This window comes from Neorhizobium sp. PAMB6630, assembly GCF_058242775.1.
Genome location: NZ_CM177836.1, coordinates 3,845,001 through 3,866,130, shown reverse-complemented (window position 1 = coordinate 3,866,130; position 21,130 = coordinate 3,845,001). Strand labels below are relative to the sequence as shown.

Below are 21,130 nucleotides of genomic sequence, written 5' to 3'. Positions count from 1 at the left end.
GCTCTTTTAAAAAACGCTGTTTAGCCTTGTCTCATTACCAACGTCAGCTGAAGGGAAGCGCGACATGGAGGCACTCGGTGTTTACAATCCGTCGAATGGCATTGCGGCCATCGGTCTTGGCGGTGCGGCGCGCGTCAACTACAATCTGAACGAGAGCGAACTGTACGAAGCAGCGCTGCGTTCGGGTGAAGCAGAGCTGACGGTGGATGGCGCATTGCGTGCCGTCACGGGCCAACACACAGGCCGTTCGCCGAAGGACAAGTTCGTCGTTCGCGATGAAAACACCGATCCGAAAATCTGGTGGGACAACAACAAGCCGATGTCGCCGGAGCATTTCGAGATCCTGCGTCAGGACATGCTGGCCCATGCCGCCGGCCGCACGCTTTATGTGCAGGACCTGATCGGCGGTGCTGATGTGGACAATGCGCTGCCCACCCGCATGGTGACCGAACTTGCCTGGCACGCGCTGTTCATCCGTAACCTGCTGATTCGCCCGGATCGCTCGACGCTGCCCTCCTTCCAGCAGAAGCTGACGATCATCAACCTGCCGAGCTTCCGCGCCGATCCGGCCCGCCATGGCTGCCGCTCGGAAACCGTGATCGCCTGCGACTTGACGAACGGCCTCGTGCTGATCGGCGGCACGTCTTATGCCGGCGAAAACAAGAAGTCCGTCTTTACGGTTCTCAACTACCTGCTGCCCGAAAAGGGCGTCATGCCCATGCACTGCTCGGCCAATGTCGGCCCCGCCGGTGATTCGGCCGTGTTCTTCGGCCTGTCGGGCACCGGCAAGACGACGCTGTCTGCCGATCCGAACCGCACGCTGATCGGCGATGACGAGCATGGCTGGGGCGAAAACGGCATCTTCAACTTCGAAGGTGGTTGTTACGCCAAGGCGATCCGCCTGTCGGCCGAAGCCGAGCCGGAAATCTACGCGGCCACCCGCCGCTTCGGCACCGTGCTGGAAAACGTCGTGATGGACGAAAACCGCGTGCCTGACTTCGATGACACGTCGCTCACGGAAAATACCCGCAGCGCCTATCCGCTGCATTTCATTCCGAACGCGTCGGCAACCGGTCTTGCGCCGCATCCGAAGACGATCATCATGCTGACGGCCGATGCCTTTGGCGTGATGCCGCCGATTGCCCGGCTGACGCCGGAACAGGCCATGTACCACTTCCTCTCCGGTTATACCGCCAAGGTTGCCGGCACGGAAAAGGGCGTGACCGAACCGGAAGCCACCTTCTCCACCTGCTTTGGCGCACCGTTCATGCCGCGTCATCCGACGGAATACGGCAATCTGCTGCGCGATCTGATTGCAAAGCATGAGGTCGATTGCTGGCTGGTCAACACCGGCTGGACCGGTGGCGCCTACGGTATCGGCCGCCGCATGCCGATCAAGGCCACCCGCGCGCTTCTGACGGCAGCGCTGACGGGCGAGCTGAAGAAGGCAGAGTTCCGCACCGACGAGAACTTTGGTTTTGCCGTGCCGGTCGCCGTGCCTGAGGTGGACAGCACCATCCTCGACCCGCGGTCCACCTGGGCCGATGCGCAAGCCTATGACGCGCAGGCGCAAAAGCTGGTCAACATGTTCATCTCGAACTTCACCAAGTTCGAGAACCATGTGGACAGCAAGGTGCGCGACGCGGCCCCCGGCGTGCTTGCCGCCGCCGAGTGAGGATTCACGTGGAACAATGAGCGCCGCCGGTCCTTCTGGGGCCGGCGGTTTTCTTTTGGCGGCTTTTGTGAAATAGAGGGCGCCGGAGAAGAACCATGGCCAGCGATCCCCTTGTCATCAACAGCCGCATCACCATCGCCGGATGGGAGCTGACGGAACAGTTCGTTCTGGCGGGCGGTCCCGGCGGGCAGAATGTCAACAAGGTCTCCACTGCCGTCCAGCTGTTCTTTAACCTGATGGGCTCTCCGGCGCTGAGTGACCGGGTGAAGGCCAATGCCGCGCAGCTGGCCGGCCGCAGGCTTTCCAAGGACGGCATTCTGCTGATCGAGGCCAACCGTTTTCGCAGCCAGGAGCGCAACCGCGAGGATGCCCGCGAGCGGCTGAAGGAGCTGCTGCTCGATGCCGCCAAACCGCCACCACCGCCGCGCCGCAAGACAAAACCCACGAAAGGCTCGGTTGAACGGCGGCTGAAGGAAAAATCCGGGCGCTCCGAGGTGAAGAAGATGCGCGGCCGCCCCGGCGGCGACTGAGACGGAGGCACATGCATGGCAACGCTTCTCAACGGCATCCGGCACCTGCCGGAATTTCTGGACCGGGAGGCTCAGGCGCGGCTGGTCGAGACCGTGCGCGCCATCGTCGCGCAGGCCCCTCTTTATGTGCCCGCCATGCCGCGCACGGGAAAACCGATGTCGGTGCGCATGACCAATTGCGGATCGCTTGGCTGGGTGACGGACAAGGACCAGGGCTATCGCTACCAGCCGCATCATCCCGCAACGGGAGAGCCGTGGCCTGCCATTCCCGGCGAACTCCTGGAAATCTGGGATACGCTGTCCGGTTACCCAAAGCCGCCGGAAGCCTGTCTCATCAACTTTTATGCCGATGATGCCCGCATGAGCCTGCATCAGGACCGCGATGAACAGGCGCTCGATGCGCCCGTCGTGTCGCTTTCGCTCGGCAATACCTGCCTGTTTCGCATCGGCGGGCTGGAGCGGGCAGATCCCACGGGATCGTTTCGCCTGCAAAGCGGCGATGCCGTGGTGCTGGGCGGGGAGGGACGTCTGGCGTTTCACGGCGTCGACCGGATCTATCCGGCCACCTCGACGCTTTTGAAGAAGGGCGGGCGCATCAACCTGACGCTGCGCCGGGTCAATCGCTGACGATTGATCTTCATCGCCAGCGATTGATCGCCTACAGTTTACGCAGCGCCACCGTTTCGATGAAGTGATTGCTGCCCTTGCGCAGGATCAGATCGGCGCGCGGGCGCGTCGGCAGAATATTCTGGCGCAGGTTCTTCAGGTTGATATTTTCCCAGAGACCCTCGGCAATGGAGAGCGCCGTGACCTCGTCAATCGTCGCATACCGGTTGAAGAACGAGTTCGGGTCGCGAAACGCCGTCTGGCGCAGGCGCATGAAGCGTTCCACATACCAATTGTGGATCTGGCTTTCCTCGGCATCGATATAGATCGAGAAATCGAAGAAATCCGAGACGATCGGCACGATGGTGCCATCGGCCGGCAACGTGCGCGATTGCAGCACGTTGATGCCCTCGAAGATCAGGATGTCCGGCCGGTCGACGACCGTGTGTTCGTCGGCCAGCACGTCATAGGTCAGATGCGAATACCGCGGCGCCATGACATTCGGCTTGCCCGCCTTGATGGCCGACAGGAAGCGCAACAGCGCGCCGACATCGTAGCTTTCCGGAAACCCCTTGCGCTCCATCAGGTTTTCGCGCTTCAGCACGGCGTTCGGATACAGAAAACCGTCGGTGGTAACGAGATCGACCTTGGGGCTGGAGGGCCAGCGCGCCAAAAGCTCTTTCAGGATGCGGGCGGTCGTTGATTTGCCGACCGCAACTGAGCCTGCGATGCCGATAACGAAGGGCGTCTTCACCTGATCCGACAGGCTCAGGAACCGGTTGCGCTGCTGGAAGAGCAATTGCGAGGCTTCCACATGAGCCGACAGAAGACGCGACAGCGACAGATAGATGCGCCGGACTTCATCCAGATCAATCGGGTCATCCAGCGAACGCAGGCGTTTGACCTCGTCGGCCGTCAGCGTCAGCGGCGTATCGGCCCGAAAATGCGACCATTCTTCCGAGGTAAACAGGAAGAACGGTGAATAATTGCTGGCAGCAGACGGCTTTGGCGGAATATCGGGTTCAACGCTCTGGCTGGCGATCGTCATGGGGATTGTCGGCTCGCCTTTTCCTGAAGGCCCGATTGGGCCGTGCGGCGTTGAAGTTCATCCAGCACATCCTGCAACGGAATGCCCGCAATCTTCAATACGACCAACAGATGATAAAGAAGATCGGCCGCTTCTGCCGTCAGGTTCTGCCGGTCGTTGAGGATGGCGGCAATCACGGTTTCCACCGCCTCCTCGCCCAGCTTCTTGGCGGCCTTTTCCTGGCCAGCGGACACGAGCTTTGCCGTCCAGGAGCTTTGCGGATCTGCCTTGGCACGCTCGGAGACAATCGCCTCCAGATCGGTGAGGGAAAACTGTGTCATCCGTGTCTCCTCAGTCGAGCCGCATCGCAATGCCATGGTCAGCCATGTAGCGCTTGGCCTCACCGATGGAATAGGTGCCGAAATGGAAGATGGAGGCGGCCAGAACCGCCGTTGCATGGCCATCGCGCACGCCGGCCACCAGATCGTCCAGCGAGCCGACGCCGCCAGACGCGATCACCGGCACGCGAACCGCATCGGCAATCGCCCGCGTCAGTTCCAGATCATAACCGACCTTGGTGCCATCGCGATCCATGGATGTCACCAGCAGTTCGCCGGCGCCCAGTTCCACCATGCGGGCGGCAAATTCCACCGCGTCGATGCCCGTCGCGTTGCGTCCACCATGGGTATAGATTTCCCAGGCGCTCATATTGTCGGATCCGACGCCCTGGCTGCGCCGCCGCTTGGCATCGATGGAGACGACAATGCACTGGTTGCCGAACTTGTCGGCAGCCTGCGCCACGAAATCCGGGTTGTTGACGGCGGCCGAATTGATCGACACCTTGTCGGCACCGGCAAGCAGCAGCTTGCGGATATCGGAAACCGCGCGCACGCCGCCACCCACGGTGAGCGGCATAAAACAATGTTCCGCCGTCTCGGCCACCACATCGAAGATCGTGTCGCGATTGTCGGCAGAGGCGGTAATGTCGAGGAAACAAAGCTCGTCGGCACCCGCCGCATCATAGGCCTTTGCCGCCTCCACCGGATCGCCGGCATCGATGAGGTCAACAAAGTTGACACCCTTCACAACGCGGCCGTCCTTCACATCGAGGCAGGGGATGACACGGGCCTTGAGGGTCATCGGACAGCCTCCATCTTTTGCTTGCGCGTCCTCGTTGCTGCGCAACTGCGGGCGACGCGGCTGTCCTTCACATCGAGGCAGGAAATGACACGGGCCTTGAGGATCATGCCGAAACTCCCCTCGCAGCCCGGATCAGCGCCAATGCTTCTGCCGGATCGATACGTCCGTCATAAAGCGCGCGGCCGGAAATGGCGCCTTCGAGATTGGCGGCATCGGGCTGCAGCATGCGCCTGACATCATCGATGGAGGCAAGGCCACCCGACGCGATTACCGGGATTGCGGTGCTGTTGGCAAGTTCCAGCGTCGAGGTCCAGTTGATACCGGCGAGGATCCCGTCGCGGTCGATGTCGGTGTAGATGATGGCGGCGACGCCGGCGCCCTCGAATTTTTGCGCAAGTTCCACGATGCCAAGCTCGGAGGCTTCCGCCCAGCCTTCCACCGCCACCTTGCCGCCCTTGGCATCGATGCCGACGGCAATCTGGCCGGGGAACTTTTTGCAGGCCTCAATGACCAGCGCCGGATCCCGCACGGCAACGGTGCCGAGGATGACCCGGGCAAGGCCGCGCGACAGCCAGGCTTCGATATGCTCCAGCGTGCGAATGCCGCCGCCGAGCTGAACCGGGTTTTTCGTCGCCTTCAAAATGGCATCGATGGCAAATCCGTTGCGGCTTTCACCGGCAAAGGCGCCGTCGAGATCCACCACATGCAGCCATTCAAAACCCTGGTCCTCGAAGGCCTTGGCCTGAGCGGCGGGATCGGGGTTGTAGACCGTTGCCTGGTCCATATCGCCAAGCTTCAGGCGAACGCACTGGCCGTCTTTCAGGTCGATAGCCGGGAAAAGGATCATGTCAGGGCTTCCAGCGCAGGAAATTGGAGATGAGGGCAAGGCCAAGCGTCTGGCTCTTTTCCGGATGGAATTGCGCGCCCGCCGTATTTTCATGGGCGACGAACGCCGTCATGGGGCCGCCGTAATCGGTGGTCGCCACGATATCGTCAGGGTTTTCTGCCGCCAAGTGATAGGAATGCACGAAATAGGCGTGCAGCCCGTCCGGGCCTGTGGGGATGCCGTCGAAAAGGGCGTGCGGGCGGTGAAGCGTCAGCGTGTTCCAGCCGATCTGCGGGATCTTGAGTGTCGGGTCCGACGGCGTCATTTCCTTGACGTCGCCGCGGATCCAGCCAAAACCTTGCGTCACGTCCTTTTCCAGCCCCCGCGAGGACATCAGCTGCATACCGACGCAGATACCGAGAAAGGGACGGCCTTTTGTCTTGACCGTTTCGAACAGCGCCTCTTCCATGCCCTCGACCGCGGAAAGGCCGCGACGGCAATCGGCATAGGCGCCGACGCCGGGCAGGACGACGCGATCGGCTGCTGCCACGATGTCGGGGCTGTCGGTCAGCTCGATTGTCGCATCAAGGCCCGCTTCGCGCGCGGCCCGCTCAAAGGCCTTGGTGGCGGAGCGAAGATTGCCCGATCCGTAGTCGATGATTGCAACGCGCATCAGCGTCCCTTCCCCATATCGAAAAGCCCGAGCGCCGGGCCGCCGTAACCGGGGCCGTCCTTGCGCGGGGAGATTTTGGTCCAGTCTGCTGCCGGAACCGCAAATTTTTCCGGCTCGGGCAGGGCGGCGAAAAACATCGCCTCGGCGGTGGCAAGGTCCGGCGCCAGCAGCACCGCATCTTCACGCCAGCCGCGACGTATGAGGCTTTGCACCTGCATATGGCGTGCCTCAAGGCCGATCAGAAGTCCGAGCGCCAGGCTGGACAGCGTTCCCGCCCAGAAAAAGCCGGGCTGGTCAGCCAGCCATCCGGCCAGCACCTGCACGCCAAGAGCGCCAAGTCCGCTCCACCAGCAGCGGTGCAGCAAAAGCCAGGGGCCCGGAAACACCAGCGCCAGCAGCGACATCCTGTCTGCGATGAAGCGGGTGGTGCGATGATCCCGTTCCGGTCCATCCGGTGGCGTGAGGATGATATAGCGTTTCAAAGGTCCTCCTGACGGGCGTCAGACCAGCGTGCCCTTGGTGGATGGCACCCGTCCCGCCTGGCGGGGATCGATTTCGGTCGCCTGGCGCAACACCCGCGCCACGGCCTTGAAGCAGGTCTCGGCAATATGGTGGTTGTTGGCGCCGTAATGGTTCATCACATGCAGCGTGATGCCGGCATTCTGGGCCAGCGCATGGAAGAATTCACGCACCAGTTCGGTATCGAACGTGCCGATTTTCGGCGCGCTGAAGGCGACGTTCCAGACGAGGAACGGCCGGCCGGAAAGGTCAACGGCAGCCTTGGTCATGGTTTCGTCCATGGCCAGATCGATCGAGGCATAACGGGTAATACCGCGCCGGTCGCCCAGCGCCTTCGAAATTGCCTGGCCGATGGCAATGCCGGTGTCTTCCACCGAATGGTGATCGTCGATGTGCAGGTCGCCGTTGCAATCGATATCCATGTCGATCAACGAATGGCGCGACAGCTGGTCGAGCATATGATCGAAGAAGCCGATGCCCGTCTTGATGGTCGATTTGCCGGTGCCGTCGAGATCGACGGTCACGGAAATGGCGGTCTCGTTGGTCTTGCGCGAAATCGTGGCGCGGCGTTCGGTCATCATACCCACCGGATCTATCAGTCTTCGGAACGTCTGCGCTCATTATCAGCCGCAAAGCTGCGGTGCAAACGAATAGACGGCCCGGATGTTTCCGCGCGACGGAGCGGATTTGCAATCTACGGCGCACCACTTACATGAGGTTCCAACAGCCGGAATGGACCGGCGACAGGAAGCCCGATTGTGGGCGACAGGTGAAACATATGACGACAATCATTACCGTGCGGAAAGGCGGAAAGGTCATCATGGCCGGAGATGGCCAGGTGAGCCTTGGCCAGACCGTGATGAAGGGCAATGCGCGCAAGGTGCGCCGCATCGGCAAGGGCGAGGTGATCGCCGGATTTGCCGGTGCCACGGCTGATGCCTTCACGCTGCTCGACCGGCTGGAAAAGAAGCTGGAACAGTATCCGGGCCAGCTGATGCGCGCGGCCGTCGAGCTTGCCAAGGACTGGCGCACCGACAAATATCTGCGCAACCTCGAAGCCATGATGCTGGTGGCAGACAAGACGGTGACGCTGGCCGTGACCGGCAATGGCGATGTGCTGGAACCGGAACACGGCACGATTGCCATCGGGTCCGGCGGCAATTTTGCCTATGCGGCGGCGCGCGCCATGATGGATTCGGACAAGGATGCCGAACAGATCGCCCGTACCGCGCTCGATATCGCAGCCGATATCTGCGTCTATACCAACCACAATCTGGTGGTCGAATCGCTTGACGCCGAATGAGCGTCCGGCAATCCCCTAACGAATGTTGACCATGGGTCCCTGGGGCCGGGCTGATCGAAAAAGCCGGCCGGGCAGGGATGCCGCAAGAGGAAGATATGACCACTTTTTCTCCCCGCGAAATCGTCTCCGAACTGGACCGCTACATCATTGGCCAGCATGAGGCGAAACGTGCCGTCGCCATTGCGCTTCGAAATCGCTGGCGCCGCCAGCAGCTCGACGAAAGCCTGCGCGACGAGGTGATGCCGAAGAACATCCTGATGATCGGGCCGACCGGCGTCGGCAAGACGGAAATCTCCCGGCGCCTCGCCAAGCTTGCCGGTGCGCCCTTCATCAAGGTGGAAGCAACCAAGTTCACCGAAGTCGGTTATGTCGGCCGTGACGTCGAGCAGATCATCCGCGATCTCGTCGAGATCGGCATCGGCCTGGTGCGTGACAAGAAACGCGCCGAAGTGCAGGCCAAGGCGCACCAGAGTGCGGAAGAACGTGTGCTCGATGCGCTTGTGGGCACCACGGCTTCGCCTGCCACACGTGAAACATTCCGCAAGAAGCTGCGCGCCGGCGAGCTGGACGACAAGGAAATCGAAATCGAGGTGGCCGATGCCGGTTCCGGCATGCCCGGGTTTGAAATGCCCGGCATGCCCGGCGCCAATATCGGCGTGCTCAACCTGTCGGAAATGTTCGGCAAGGCCATGGGCGGCCGCACCAAGAAGGTGCGCACGACGGTCACGAAATCCTATGGCGACCTCATCCGTGACGAAAGCGACAAGCTGATCGACAACGAGGTGATTCAGCGCGAGGCCGTGCGGTCGGTCGAAAACGACGGCATCGTCTTTCTGGACGAGATCGACAAGATCGCCGCCCGCGATGGCGGCATGGGGGCGGGCGTGTCTCGCGAGGGCGTGCAACGAGACCTGCTGCCGCTTGTCGAAGGCACCACGGTTTCGACCAAGTATGGCCCTGTCAAAACCGACCATATCCTGTTCATCGCGTCCGGCGCCTTCCATGTCTCGAAACCGTCCGACCTCCTGCCGGAGCTTCAGGGCCGCCTGCCGATCCGCGTCGAGCTGAAGGCTCTGACGAAGGAAGATTTCCGCCGCATCCTGACGGAAACCGAGGCAAGCCTCATCCGCCAGTACCGGGCGCTGATGGAAACCGAACAGCTGGCGCTCGATTTCACCGAGGATGCCATCGATGCACTGGCAGATGTTGCCGTGCATCTGAACTCGTCGGTTGAAAACATCGGCGCGCGGCGTCTGCAGACGGTGATGGAGCGGGTGCTCGATGAGATTTCGTTCAACGCGCCGGATCGTCCGGGATCTGCCGTCACGATTGATTCGGCCTATGTGAAGCAGCATGTCGGCGACATCGCCGCCGATACCGATCTGTCGCGTTACATCCTGTAAAACGTGGCAAGGGGGCAACGGCCGGTGGCCGTACGCCTGCTCATGACGGGAAATTGAAAGGCGCGGGCTCGACTCCGCGCCTTGCTTTTCAGTAATGCAGCACCAGTTGATTATGATGCGATGCGCATGTCTGATTCGTCAGAAAGTGCAGGGCCATCCGGCCGGCTCATCATGAAGTCCTGAGGCACTGAAATCTTGCGACGTATCCTTCTGGCATTGCTGATGATTTTTGCCTGGAGCGCATCTCATGCGCTGGCTGGCGGCTTGAATGTCGTTCCGCCAGGCAACCGTAATGCCGAACAGCCCAAGGTGCCGGGTGCTTCCGTGCGCCGCACCAAGGCCGGCAGAAGCACGTTTGACGAAAAATACGACAAGATCCGCGAGCTTCTGGCCAGCGACAAGTCGCTGATCTCCAAGATCAAGCAGACCTCGCGCCAATACGATATCGATCCGATCCATATCATCGGCGCCATCGTCGGCGAACACACCTATAATGTCGATGCCTATGACCGGCTGCAGTCCTATTACGTCAAGGCCGCCGCCTATGCCGGCGACCGCTTCCGCTTCGGCTACAAGGACGAGACGATCGGTGCCTTCGTCGAGCGCGCGCAGTTTTCAAAATGCGATGATTTCAACGATTCCTACCGGCTGTGGTCCTGCCGCGAGGGTGTGTGGGACCGGGTTTTCCGTGGCAAGACGGTGGAGGGCGTGTCCTACCCCGACAACCGCTTCAGCGCGGTGTTCTTCCAGCCGTTCTTTGCAGGTCAGACGTTTGGCCTTGGCCAGATCAACCCGCTGACGGCGCTGATGCAATCGGACATGGTGGCGCGCCGCTCCGGTTATGCGAAGCTCGATGCCTCGGATGCGGCCGATGTCTACAAGGCCATTATGGATCCGGATCAGTCGCTCGCCTATATGGCCGCCACCATCCGCCGCGCCATCGATGATTATGCGCAGATCGCTGGAATGGACATTTCCCATAATCCCGGCATTACCGCGACGCTTTATAATGTCGGCAATTCCGCAGACCGCGCCGCAGCGCTTGCCGCGCGCAACCGCAACGGCGGGTTCTCCTGGCCCGAGGAGAATTATTACGGCTGGCTGGTGAACGACAAGCTCGATGAATTGAAATCGCTGCTCTGAGTTCTGATATAAGGTCTCCAAGCAAATGCTTACAGGAGAACCGGTCATGGACATGCGTCCCGAGCCTTTCGAGCCACCGGCACCGGTTCCCCGCACTGTTCCGCCTGGCCGGCTGGAGATCATCCGCACGGTTCTGCGCAATCCGCTCGAACTCTGGGGTGAGCCGTCCTATACGCTGCCGTGGATCGAGACGAAGTTTTTTGCCGAGCGCACCATCATCGTCAATGATCCGGGTCTCATCCGGCATGTGCTGGTGGATAATGTCGCCAATTACGAGATGTCGGAAATCCGCCAGCTCATCCTGCGGCCGATCCTGCGGGACGGGCTGCTGACGGCGGAAGGCCCTGTCTGGAAGCGTTCGCGAAAAGCCATGGCGCCGGTGTTTACCCCCCGCCATGCGCGCGGCTTTGCTGGCAAGATGCTGGCGCAATCGCAGAATTATGTCGAGAAATATGCCGATATCGGCCCGGAGGGGCGCGTCGAGGATATTTCCGTCGACATGACGGAAATTGCTTTTGCCATTCTGTCGGAAACACTGTTTTCCGGCGATATCGTCACGCAGAGCGACAAGTTTTCCGATGACGTGGACAGCCTGCTGCACCGCATGGGTCGCGTCGATCCAATGGATCTTTTGCGCGCGCCGCCCTGGGTGCCGCGTCTCACCCGCATTGGTGGCGCCAAGGTTCTGGGCAAATTCCGCGAGATCGTGCGGCTCACCATGGAAAAGCGCAAGGCGATGATGCGGGCCGACCGCGCCTCAACGCCCGACGATTTTCTGACGCTGCTTCTCGACCTTGCCGGCCCCGACGGGCTGACGCTGGATGAGATCGAGGACAATATCCTCACCTTCATCGGTGCTGGTCACGAGACGACGGCGCGCGCGCTGGCCTGGACTCTCTACTGTGTTTCCCATTCGCCGCAGGTGCGCGGCCAGATGGAAGAGGAGATCGACCGGGTGATGGCCTCGGGGGCCGAACCCGTCGAATGGCTGGACCTGATGCCGCATGTGCGGGCAGCCTTCGAAGAGGGTATGCGACTTTATCCGCCGGCACCCTCCATCAATCGCGCCGCCATTGCCGATGATCGCTGGACAAGTGCCGAAGGAAAGACTGTCGAGATTGCCGCCGGCACCACCGTTCTCATCATGCCGTGGACGCTGCATCGCCACGCGCTCTACTGGGAAAAACCCCGCGCGTTCATGCCGGAGCGGTTTTTGCCGGAAAACCGCGGCAAGATCCATCGTTTCCAGTACCTGCCTTTCGGGGCCGGGCCGCGCGTCTGCATCGGCGCGACATTTGCCATGCAGGAGGCGGTCATCGCGCTTGCCGTGCTGATGGCGCGTTACCGGTTCGATGCGGTGCCGGGTGTCGCACCCTGGCCGGTGCAGAAGCTGACAACCCAGCCGCGTGACGGGCTGCCGATGCGTGTGAGCCCGCGCTGACCGATCCCGACTGGCAGACTTTTGCCGCCACCTAGGCCTCAAACGGATTGCGCGCGATGATGGGCGCGTTTCTCGCGGGCTTCGCCCTTGCCTGCCACCAATGCCGCATTGACTAAGCGGTCTGCGCGCGCAAAAACCACAGGTGACGCAATGATGGAGCATCCGGATGAACCGAATCGAGAAACATGGCCTGGCCATTGACGAGGCGCTGCATGCCTTTCTGGTCCATGAGGCGCTTCCCGGCAGCGGCATCGATCCCGAACATTTCCTGGAAGGGTTTTCGCGCATCGTCCACGAGCTTGCGCCGAAAAACCGCGCGCTTCTGAAGACGCGTGACGCGCTGCAGGAAAAGCTCGACGAATGGTACCGCAAGAACGGCGCGCCGGGGGATTCGGCGGTTTATGAAGCCTTCTTGCGCGAGATCGGTTATCTCCTGCCGGAAGGGCCGGATTTTAAGGTCGAGACCGGCAATGTCGATCCGGAGATCGCCGAAATCGCCGGCCCGCAGCTGGTCGTGCCGGTGATGAACGCCCGTTATGCACTGAACGCTGCCAATGCGCGCTGGGGCTCGCTCTATGACGCGCTGTACGGCACGGATGCGATTGCCGAGACCGACGGTGCCGAAAAAGGCGCGTCCTACAATCCGGTCCGTGGTGCAAAGGTCATTGCCTGGGCGCGGCGCTTCCTCGACCAGTCCGTGCCGCTCGAAGGTGCCTCCTGGACGGATGTGACGGCCCTTTCCCTCGTCGACGGCGCGCTCTCGGTGTCGGCTAAGGACAAGACGGTCACCCTTGTCGATGCCGCACAGTTTGCCGGCTATCGCGGCGAGGCATCCCGCCCGACACACCTGCTTTTCACGCGCAACCGGCTGCATGTCGAAATCGGCATCGATGCGACGACTGCCATCGGCAAGGATGATCCGGCGCATATTTCCGATGTCTGGCTCGAATCGGCCATCACCACGATCATGGACTGCGAGGATTCAGTCGCTGCCGTCGATGCCGAGGACAAGGTTGTGGTCTACCGCAACTGGCTCGGCCTGATGAAGGGCGACCTGTCCGAAGAGGTGTCGAAGGGGGCCAGCACCTTTACCCGCCGCCTGAACCCCGACCTCCAGTATACGGCGCCGGATGGCGCACCCTTTGAGGTTCATGCCCGTTCGCTGATGCTGGTGCGCAATGTCGGCCACCTGATGACCAATCCGGCCATTCTTGATCGGGACGGTCACGAGGTGCCTGAGGGCATCATGGATGCGGCGGTAACCGCCCTGATTGCTCTTTATGATGTCGGCCCGAACGGGCGTCGGCAGAATTCGCGTCTCGGCTCGATGTATGTGGTGAAGCCGAAGATGCACGGGCCGGAGGAAGTGGCCTTTGCCTGCGAGATCTTTTCGCGCGTCGAGGACTTGCTCGGCATGGCGCCCAATACGATCAAGATGGGCATCATGGACGAGGAGCGCCGCACCACGGTCAATCTCAAGGAATGCATCCGGGCGGCCCGCCAGCGCGTCGTCTTCATCAACACGGGCTTCCTTGATCGCACCGGCGACGAGATCCACACCTCGATGGAAGCCGGGCCGATGATTCGCAAGGGCGACATGAAACAGGCGCCCTGGATTGCCGCCTATGAAAACTGGAATGTCGATATCGGGCTTGCCTGCGGCCTCTCCGGTCATGCGCAGATCGGCAAGGGCATGTGGGCGATGCCGGACCTGATGGCGGCCATGCTGGAGCAGAAGATCGCCCATCCCAAGGCCGGCGCCAACACGGCCTGGGTTCCATCGCCGACGGCGGCCACGCTTCATGCCACGCATTATCATACAGTGAATGTCGCCGAGGTTCAGGCGGGGCTTGCCTCGCGCGCGCGGGCAAAACTCTCGGATATTCTCTCCGTGCCGGTGACTTCTCGCCCCAACTGGACGCCGGAAGAGGTGCAGCGCGAACTCGATAACAACGCGCAAGGGATCCTCGGTTATGTCGTGCGCTGGATCGACCAGGGCGTCGGCTGCTCCAAGGTGCCGGACATCAACAATGTCGGGCTGATGGAAGACCGGGCGACGCTGCGCATTTCCGCCCAGCATATGGCGAACTGGCTGCACCACGGGCTGGTCACGGAAGCGCAGGTGGTGGAAACCATGCGCCGCATGGCAGCCGTCGTTGATGTGCAGAATGCCGGCGACCCCCTCTACCAGCCGATGGCCGGCCGTTTCGAGCAGTCGGTTGCCTTCCAGGCGGCGCTCGATCTGGTGCTGAAGGGGCGCGAACAGCCGAACGGTTACACCGAGCCTGTCCTGCACCGTCGCCGGCTGGAAGCCAAGGCAAAGGCCTGATTGAAAAAGGCCCGTGGCGCATCGTCACGGGCCTTCAAATGCCGCATACGAAAACGGCGCGTCTGGCGCGCCGTTTGACAGTGTGTTGCGGAAAAGACCGCAGCTTACTGGATGACGATGACCTTCGTCTCGCGGCCGGGACGCACGCGGCTGTAAAGGTCGATGACGTCCTGATTGATCATGCGGATGCAGCCAGACGAGGCGGCGGTGCCGATCGAGGCCCATTCCGGCGTGCCATGCAGGCGAAACAGCGTGTCCTGGCCCTTGTCATTGAAGAGATACATGGCGCGCGCACCGAGCGGATTGCTGAGGCCCGGGCCCATGCCATCTTCGACGTATCGGGCAATGTCGGGCTTGCGCACGGCCATTTCCTTCGGCGGATGCCAGGTCGGCCATTCCTGCTTCCAGGCCACATAGGCTTCGCCGGCCCAGGCAAAACCCTGCTTGCCAACGCCGATGCCGTACCGCACGGCCTTGCCGCCGGGCAGGATGTAATAGAGGAAGCGTTCCCGCGTGTTGACGATGATGGTGCCCGGGCGTTCCTTGCTGTCGAAATCGACGATCTGGCGGTAGAACTTCTTGTCCATGCGGCTGATCGGAATGGCCGGCAGCGCATAGCCGGCATCGGTGACTGCGCCATAGGATTCGCTGAAGATCGCGTTGGTCTCAACGCGGACGGGCGCTACGGCAACCTGCCGGGTGTCGGATGTGGTGGAGCAGCCGGAAAGGGCCAGCATCGCCAACAGGCCGGATGCAATCATGCGTGTGCGGGTTTGCATGGAGTTCTCTTAAATGGTGGGGTCAGGGCAGATGATGGATGCCATCTTTGATTGAGCGGTTATTTTCTATTAGAAGGGGGTTGGCAAGGCATCGTGGCGCACCCGGGGGGCGCGCCGTCACAAATGAAAAATGCATTGTCTTTTTGCAACAATCCGCAGTGCAAACCATGTGTTATCGATGACGATCGTTCAAATCGGCCCTAACAATCCGTTAATCGACGGCCGGCAATCCAGCCGGGCGATGATGGTGCGCCGTGGCGTGCAGATCCTCTTGAGCGAGATGCGCCACACGCTTTTGCCCGAACTGACGCTGGCCAGTGGCCGCCGCGCCGATCTGGTGTCGATCACCGACAAGGGCGAGATCTGGATCATCGAGATCAAGACCTCGATCGAGGATTTTCGCGTCGACCGGAAGTGGCCCGATTACCGGCACTATTGCGACCGGCTGCTGTTTGCCACCCATAATCAGGTTCCGCTGGAGATCTTTCCGGAAGACTGCGGCCTGCTGCTGTCGGATGGTTATGGCGCGCATCTGTTGCGCGAGGCGCCGGAACACCGTCTGAGTGCAGCCCAGCGCAAATCAATGACACTGTCCTTTGCCCGCGTGGCCGGCCAGCGTCTGCTGGCCGCCGAATGGGCGACCGGCCAGACTTTTGGAGACGGCTGACACCGGTGCCCGCAGTTATTTTGGCGCGCGCTTGGCCAGAATCCGCTGCAGCGTGCGGCGATGCATATTAAGCCGTCGTGCCGTTTCCGAGACATTGCGCTCACACATTTCATAGACCCGCTGGATATGCTCCCAGCGCACGCGATCCGCCGACATCGGATTTTCCGGCACATCCGCCTTTTCACCGGGGCGCTGGGTCAGTGCTGAATAGACATCATCGGCATCGGCGGGTTTTGACAGGTAATCGACCGCCCCCAGTTTCACGGCCGTCACGGCGGTTGCGATATTGCCATAGCCGGTCAGTACGATGACGCGTGTATCCTCGCGCTGCTGGCGGATCGCTTCGATCACGTCGAGCCCGTTACCGTCGCCGAGCCGCAAGTCCACCACGGCATATTTCGGCGGGCGCGCCCGGGATTTTGCAATGCCTTCGGCCACCGATTCGGCCATCTCCACCTGAAAGCCGCGGCTTTCCATGGCGCGCGCCAGCCGGCGCAGAAACGGCGCGTCGTCATCAACGATCAGAAGCGTCGCGTCCGGCCCCAGATCACCGGTGCCATCGCCCGTTTCGCCAGCTTCAATCTTGTCTGCCATCATTGTCTTGTCTCCACCGGGGGCTTCCCGGTCTTCCAGCTCTTATCCGGCATTCTATACGCATGTCATTACGCGTTTACCGGCCTGTCGGGTCACTGTCGATTGTTGGTCACGCCTGCATCTGCATGACCGCACGGGGCCAGGTGACGCGCACCATGGCACCCTCGATATCCGGGCCGCGATTGGCAAAGTCGAGCACGGCCCCGGATCGTTCCAGCAAGGTCTTGGCGATGAAGAGGCCAAGGCCGAGGCCGCCGGCCCGCGGATTTTCGCGGCTTCGTGTCGACATATAGGGTTCCCCGATATGGGTTAAAACATCCGGCGCAAAACCTTGGCCGTCATCTTCAATGGTAATGACCACCTTATCGACATCGTGTTCCACCGTCACGGTTACCTTTTGACGCGCAAAGTCGACGGCATTCTCGATGAGATTTCCGAGCCCGTAGAGAATGCCGGCATTGCGGTTGCCGACCGGCTCCTTGGTGCGGTCGCCCTTCTCCACGAGTTCCAACGCAATGCCGAACTGCCGGTGCGGCGCCATCACCTCTTCGATCAGCGAGGAAAGCGGCAGCCGGCGCATATGCTCCTCGTTTTCTGCCGAAAGGGAGGTCAACCGGCGAAGAATGTCGCGGCAGCGTTCGCTCTGGCTGCGCAAAAGCGCCACGTCCTCGCCGTAGCGCGGGTCAGTTCCCAGTTCGCGCTCCATTTCCTTGGCCACGACGCTGATCGTTGCAAGCGGGGTGCCAAGCTCATGGGCGGCCGCAGCAGCCAGGCCATCCAGTTGCGACAGGTGTTTTTCGCGTTCCAGCACCAGTTCCGTTGCTGCCAGCGCATCAGCGAGCAGTGTCGCCTCCATGGACACGCGATAGGCATAAAAGGCCGCAAAGATCATCATCGAGACGATGGCGCACCAGGAGCCGAGCTGCAGGATCGGGTGGATCAGAAGCATCTCTCCCTCCAGCCAGGGAACCGGATAGGGCGAAAGAACCAGCGTCGTGGTGCAGACGATGGCAAAGCCGAGAAGGCCGAGCGAGTGGCGCAGCGGCAGCGATCCGAACGAGATGATGACGGGCACGCAGATGAGCGGCGCAAACGGATTGGCAATGCCGCCGGTAATGAACAGCAGGCACGCCATCTGGAGAAGATCAAACCCGAGCAGGCCAAGGGCTGCTGCCGGCTGAAGCCGGTGCGTTGGCGGAAACCGCAGCGACAGAACAAGGTTTGCGAGCGCAAGCGCTGCGACCAGCACGGCAGTTTCGATCAGCGGCATCGCATAGTTAAGGACAAGCGCCACGATCAGCACGGTGATCGTCTGGCCCGCCACCGCCAGCCAGCGCAGCCGAACCAGCGTCTGAAGCCGCATGCTGCGGCTGGCGCGGCCAAACTGCGCGTGGCGGATGGAGATCTGTTCCATGCTCATGTCCTCGTCAGGTTCCCCGCGGTTTTGCGCGCGCGGTCGGTGCAGCATTGGCCGGATCTTCCGGCCAGGCATGTCTTGGGTATTGCCCGCGCATGTCGGCGCGCACGTCCCGCCAGGATCCGGCCCAGAAGCCGGGCAGGTCGCGCGTGGTCTGGATCGGCCGATGGGCAGGCGATGTCAATTCGAGAAGAAGCGGCAATCTGCCGCCTGCCACGGACGGATGCGCCTTCAGCCCGAACAGTTCCTGCACCCGCAGCGAAATCGCCGGTTCCTCGCCATCGTAGCGGATCGGATGCCGCTGGCCCGTCGGCGCCTCGAAATGCGTCGGCGCCAGCCGGTTGATTTCCGAGCGCACCGCATGGGGAATGAGGGTGCGAAGTCCCTCGGCAAGGCTTCCCTGGTCGATGGCGTCAAGGCTGCTGCGGCCGGATTGGAATGGTGTGAACCAATCGTCCAGCCGGGATAGCAGCGCCTCTTCCGACACATCCGGCCAGGGCTCGCCGATGGTGCGGTTTAAAAAGCCGATGCGCGCGCGCAGCTGCTCGGTGTCCTTGGAAAACGATAGCGCCCGAAGGCCAAGCTGGCGCACGCCATCCGCCAGCGCTTCGGCGGCCTGCGCACCGCTGGGCCGAGGAAGCGGCGTTTCTTCCAGAATGATGGCGCCGAGCCGCACCACCTTGCGCGCCCGCACCTGCCGGCTCTGCCGGTCGAAATAGCCTTCCTGCCTGATTTCGATGGCGTCAGCGAGTTCCGTTTCCACGCTGTCGCGGTCGATCTCGGCCGCTGCCAGAATGCGCGCCTGTGCCGCCCGTCCCGTCAGGTCTGCAATGACAAGCATGCGGGCGCCCGAGAGCCGTTCGGTCTCCGGCAGTTCGGCGCCGCGACCATTCGCCATCACGAACCGGCCCCGCGCGCCGCGCTGCAGCGCCACCCGGTCGGGATAGGCGTGCATCAGCAGGTGGCCGGCAAGCACAGGTGCCGGGGCGGAACTATGAGACTGCGCGGAGCGCGGTAGGGCATCAGCCAGTCGCCGGGCAAGCTGTCGGGCAGCCTCTGCCCGCTCGCCGCGTTCGTTGCGGAAGGATTTGAGCCTCTGGTCGAGATCGACATCCGGCCCGCCCAGCCCCTGTTCCGTCATCAGCACGGCCAGCTGGCAGGCGGCCAGTCCCTGGCCCTGCTCTGCGCCGGCAATCGCCATGGCCGCAAGCCGCGGTGGCAGCGAAAGCCCCCGCATCAGGCGACCCTTCGGCGTCAGCATGTCGGAGGTATCGAGCGCGCCCATCATGTGCAGCAATTGGCGCGCTTCATAGAGCGCTCCTGCCGGCGGCGGATCGAGGAACGAGAGGTCGGCCGGATCGCGCACGCCCCAATGGGCAAGATCCAGCGCAAGGCCGGAAAGGTCGCTTGCCAGAATCTGCGGCGGCGTGAAGGCCGGCATGGCCGCCGTCTGGCCGGCATGCCAGAGGCGGACGACGATGCCGGGCTGAGTACGCCCGGCACGGCCCGCTCTCTGGTCTGCCGAAGCGCGCGATACTTTGACGGTTTCCAGCCGGGTGATGCCGGTTGACGGTTCAAACACCGGCAGACGCTGCAATCCGCTGTCGATCACGATGCGCACGCCATCAATGGTGATCGACGTCTCGGCAATCGAGGTGGCAAGCACCACCTTGCGCTTGCCTTCTTGCGTCGAGCGGATCGCCAGATCCTGCTCCTTTTGCGAAAGATTGCCGTATAGAGGTGTGACCACGGTCGTCTCCGGCAGCTTATGAGAAAGCCGCTCGGCGGTGCGCAGAATTTCCCCCTGGCCCGGCAGGAAGGCAAGGATCGATCCCTCTTCCTCTGCATGGGCTCTCAGGATGGCACGCGCCATGGCATCCTCGATACGCTCCGAGGGCCCGCGTTCGCCGTGGCGGATGTCGATGGCAAAACTGCGACCTTCGCTGACGATCACAGGGGGATTGCCGAGAAGATCTGCCACGCGCTCCACATCGAGCGTTGCAGACATGACCAGAAGTTTTAGGTCTTCGCGCAGCGCGCCCTGCGCATCGAGCGCCAGCGCCAGGCCAAAATCGGCATCCAGCGAGCGCTCGTGGAATTCATCGAACAACACCGCCGAGACGCCTGACAGCTCGGGATCCTCCAGAATCATGCGGGCAAACACGCCCTCCGTGACCACCTCGATGCGGGTTGCCGCGGAAATACGGTTATCGAGGCGCATGCGATAACCGACGGTATCGCCGACTTTTTCCGACAGGAGCGAGGCCATGCGCGTCGCTGCGGCCCGGGCGGCCAACCGCCGTGGCTCGAGCAGAATGATCTTGCCGCTGCACCAGTCCTGGTCGAGCAGGAAAAGCGGCACCAGCGTTGTTTTGCCAGCGCCGGGCGGGGCTGACAGAACGGCGCGGTTGGCGCGCGCCAGACCGGCGGCGATATCCGGCAGAACCTCGCTGACCGGCAGGCGGGGCAGGGGGGCATGCGTGTGCGTCATGCGGCAGATGTCCCGGCGCGCACCGTTTCATAGGCAAGGATGGCACCGGCCAGATCCTCAAGGGCGGCGCCCACCGATTTGAACAGGGTAATTTCATCGTCGGATTGCCGGCCCGGATGCTGCCCGCGTGTCAGCTCGGCAAGATCTGCGCGGATATCACCCGGCGCAAGCGTGCCGTTTCTCAAGGGCATGACAATGTCGCCGGCCTCGTGCATGGCTCCGTCGCGTGTATCGACAAAGACGCTGGCGCGGGAAACAGCCGTGTCGTCGCTCTCACGCATGGTCGGCTTGAAGGCGCCAACGAGGTCGAGATGGGCGCCGGGCTTCAGCCAGTCGCCGCGGATTAGCGGTTCGACGGACAGGGTTGCGCAGGAAACGATGTCGGCGCTACCAACGGCTGCCTCAAGGTCTCGCACCGGTTCCACATGAAAACCTGCCCCTTGCGCCTCGCGTGCCATGTTTGCGGCCTTGTCGAAATCGCGCCCCCAGATCCGCAGCCGCTGCAGCGGGCGATGAACACAATGGGCTTCTATAAGATTGAGCGACAACCGCCCGGTCCCCACCATC

The 21,130-nt window shown here is 62.1% G+C and carries 21 protein-coding genes (1 of these 21 running past the window's edge); 9 read left to right on the top strand and 12 right to left on the bottom strand.

Features of this window, described 5'->3' with window-relative positions:
- The first annotated feature begins 64 nt into the window (after positions 1-64).
- From AC4CWF_RS18500 to AC4CWF_RS18490, 3 genes are all read left to right on the top strand, one after another.
- On the top strand, positions 65-1,675 hold the full coding sequence (locus AC4CWF_RS18500; protein ID WP_491283076.1) for a phosphoenolpyruvate carboxykinase: 1,611 nt from the start codon (positions 65-67) through the stop codon (positions 1,673-1,675).
- 95 nt (positions 1,676-1,770) lie between these two features.
- Positions 1,771-2,205 (top strand): alternative ribosome rescue aminoacyl-tRNA hydrolase ArfB, encoded by a 435-nt coding sequence (arfB, locus tag AC4CWF_RS18495; RefSeq protein ID WP_491283075.1) that lies wholly within the window; start codon positions 1,771-1,773, stop codon positions 2,203-2,205.
- A gap of 15 nt (positions 2,206-2,220) precedes the next feature.
- Entirely contained in the window at positions 2,221-2,832 is a 612-nt protein-coding gene (locus AC4CWF_RS18490) for an alpha-ketoglutarate-dependent dioxygenase AlkB family protein (RefSeq protein ID WP_491283074.1), read from the top strand.
- Between the two features lie 31 nt (positions 2,833-2,863).
- Here AC4CWF_RS18490 and coaA read toward each other — a convergent pair whose 3' ends face one another.
- From coaA to hisB, 7 genes are all read right to left on the bottom strand, one after another.
- Complete coding sequence (gene coaA, locus AC4CWF_RS18485) at positions 2,864-3,859, bottom strand: type I pantothenate kinase (RefSeq protein WP_491283073.1); 996 nt, start codon at positions 3,857-3,859, stop codon at positions 2,864-2,866.
- Positions 3,856-4,179 carry a phosphoribosyl-ATP diphosphatase gene (locus AC4CWF_RS18480; protein WP_491283072.1) on the bottom strand — a complete coding sequence of 108 codons (324 nt, stop codon included), beginning with the start codon at positions 4,177-4,179 and terminating at the stop codon, positions 3,856-3,858. Before AC4CWF_RS18480 ends, coaA begins: the two co-directional genes overlap by 4 nt.
- Before the next feature lie 10 nt (positions 4,180-4,189).
- Positions 4,190-4,978: an imidazole glycerol phosphate synthase subunit HisF gene (hisF, locus tag AC4CWF_RS18475; protein ID WP_491283071.1), complete on the bottom strand. Its 789-nt coding sequence runs from the start codon at positions 4,976-4,978 to the stop codon at positions 4,190-4,192.
- 103 nt (positions 4,979-5,081) lie between these two features.
- Positions 5,082-5,825, bottom strand: a complete 744-nt coding sequence (gene hisA / locus AC4CWF_RS18470) for a 1-(5-phosphoribosyl)-5-[(5-phosphoribosylamino)methylideneamino]imidazole-4-carboxamide isomerase (RefSeq protein ID WP_491283070.1) — start codon at positions 5,823-5,825, stop codon at positions 5,082-5,084.
- Between the two features lies 1 nt (position 5,826).
- On the bottom strand, positions 5,827-6,477 hold the full coding sequence (gene hisH / locus AC4CWF_RS18465) for an imidazole glycerol phosphate synthase subunit HisH (RefSeq protein WP_491283069.1): 651 nt from the start codon (positions 6,475-6,477) through the stop codon (positions 5,827-5,829).
- Positions 6,477-6,959: a DUF2628 domain-containing protein gene (locus AC4CWF_RS18460; protein ID WP_491283068.1), complete on the bottom strand. Its 483-nt coding sequence runs from the start codon at positions 6,957-6,959 to the stop codon at positions 6,477-6,479. The genes hisH and AC4CWF_RS18460 overlap by 1 nt, the downstream gene beginning before the upstream one ends.
- Positions 6,960-6,977: 18 nt before the next feature.
- Positions 6,978-7,574, bottom strand: coding sequence for an imidazoleglycerol-phosphate dehydratase HisB (gene hisB, locus AC4CWF_RS18455; protein WP_491285497.1), 597 nt, complete (start codon positions 7,572-7,574; stop codon positions 6,978-6,980).
- Positions 7,575-7,774: 200 nt separating this feature from the next.
- On the opposite strand from hisB, the gene hslV reads away from it, so the two are divergent.
- The 5 genes from hslV to AC4CWF_RS18430 all read left to right on the top strand — a co-directional run bounded on the left by hslV (position 7,775) and on the right by AC4CWF_RS18430 (position 14,615).
- The gene (hslV, locus tag AC4CWF_RS18450) at positions 7,775-8,299 is read left to right on the top strand and encodes an ATP-dependent protease subunit HslV (RefSeq protein WP_491283067.1); all 525 of its coding nucleotides are present in this window, start codon (positions 7,775-7,777) and stop codon (positions 8,297-8,299) included.
- Positions 8,300-8,394: 95 nt separating this feature from the next.
- Entirely contained in the window at positions 8,395-9,702 is a 1,308-nt protein-coding gene (hslU, locus tag AC4CWF_RS18445; protein ID WP_491283066.1) for an ATP-dependent protease ATPase subunit HslU, read from the top strand.
- Between the two features lie 195 nt (positions 9,703-9,897).
- Positions 9,898-10,845, top strand: a complete 948-nt coding sequence (locus tag AC4CWF_RS18440; protein ID WP_491283065.1) for a DUF1402 family protein — start codon at positions 9,898-9,900, stop codon at positions 10,843-10,845.
- A 46-nt stretch (positions 10,846-10,891) separates the two neighbouring features.
- A complete protein-coding gene (locus tag AC4CWF_RS18435) occupies positions 10,892-12,286 on the top strand; it encodes a cytochrome P450 (RefSeq protein WP_491283064.1) in 1,395 nt (464 codons plus the stop codon).
- 166 nt (positions 12,287-12,452) lie between these two features.
- Positions 12,453-14,615: a malate synthase G gene (locus AC4CWF_RS18430; protein ID WP_491283063.1), complete on the top strand. Its 2,163-nt coding sequence runs from the start codon at positions 12,453-12,455 to the stop codon at positions 14,613-14,615.
- Between the two features lie 104 nt (positions 14,616-14,719).
- Here AC4CWF_RS18430 and AC4CWF_RS18425 read toward each other — a convergent pair whose 3' ends face one another.
- The gene (locus AC4CWF_RS18425; protein WP_491283062.1) at positions 14,720-15,394 is read right to left on the bottom strand and encodes a L,D-transpeptidase; all 675 of its coding nucleotides are present in this window, start codon (positions 15,392-15,394) and stop codon (positions 14,720-14,722) included.
- A 178-nt stretch (positions 15,395-15,572) separates the two neighbouring features.
- Here AC4CWF_RS18425 and AC4CWF_RS18420 point away from each other — a divergent pair, with 178 nt between their 5' ends.
- The gene (locus AC4CWF_RS18420) at positions 15,573-16,061 is read left to right on the top strand and encodes an MmcB family DNA repair protein (protein ID WP_491283061.1); all 489 of its coding nucleotides are present in this window, start codon (positions 15,573-15,575) and stop codon (positions 16,059-16,061) included.
- Positions 16,062-16,076: 15 nt separating this feature from the next.
- Here AC4CWF_RS18420 and AC4CWF_RS18415 read toward each other — a convergent pair whose 3' ends face one another.
- The 4 genes from AC4CWF_RS18415 to lhpI all read right to left on the bottom strand — a co-directional run.
- Positions 16,077-16,655, bottom strand: coding sequence for an ActR/PrrA/RegA family redox response regulator transcription factor (locus tag AC4CWF_RS18415; protein ID WP_491285495.1), 579 nt, complete (start codon positions 16,653-16,655; stop codon positions 16,077-16,079).
- Between the two features lie 109 nt (positions 16,656-16,764).
- Positions 16,765-18,069 carry an ActS/PrrB/RegB family redox-sensitive histidine kinase gene (locus tag AC4CWF_RS18410; protein WP_491283060.1) on the bottom strand — a complete coding sequence of 435 codons (1,305 nt, stop codon included), beginning with the start codon at positions 18,067-18,069 and terminating at the stop codon, positions 16,765-16,767.
- Positions 18,070-18,082: 13 nt separating this feature from the next.
- Complete coding sequence (gene hrpB, locus AC4CWF_RS18405; protein ID WP_491283059.1) at positions 18,083-20,563, bottom strand: ATP-dependent helicase HrpB; 2,481 nt, start codon at positions 20,561-20,563, stop codon at positions 18,083-18,085.
- Positions 20,560-21,130: the 3' portion of a bifunctional Delta(1)-pyrroline-2-carboxylate/Delta(1)-piperideine-2-carboxylate reductase gene (lhpI, locus tag AC4CWF_RS18400; RefSeq protein ID WP_491283058.1), read on the bottom strand. The gene runs 386 nt beyond the window's last position; only the last 571 of its 957 coding nucleotides appear in the window; its start codon lies off the right edge, out of view; it ends in the stop codon at positions 20,560-20,562. The genes hrpB and lhpI overlap by 4 nt, the downstream gene beginning before the upstream one ends.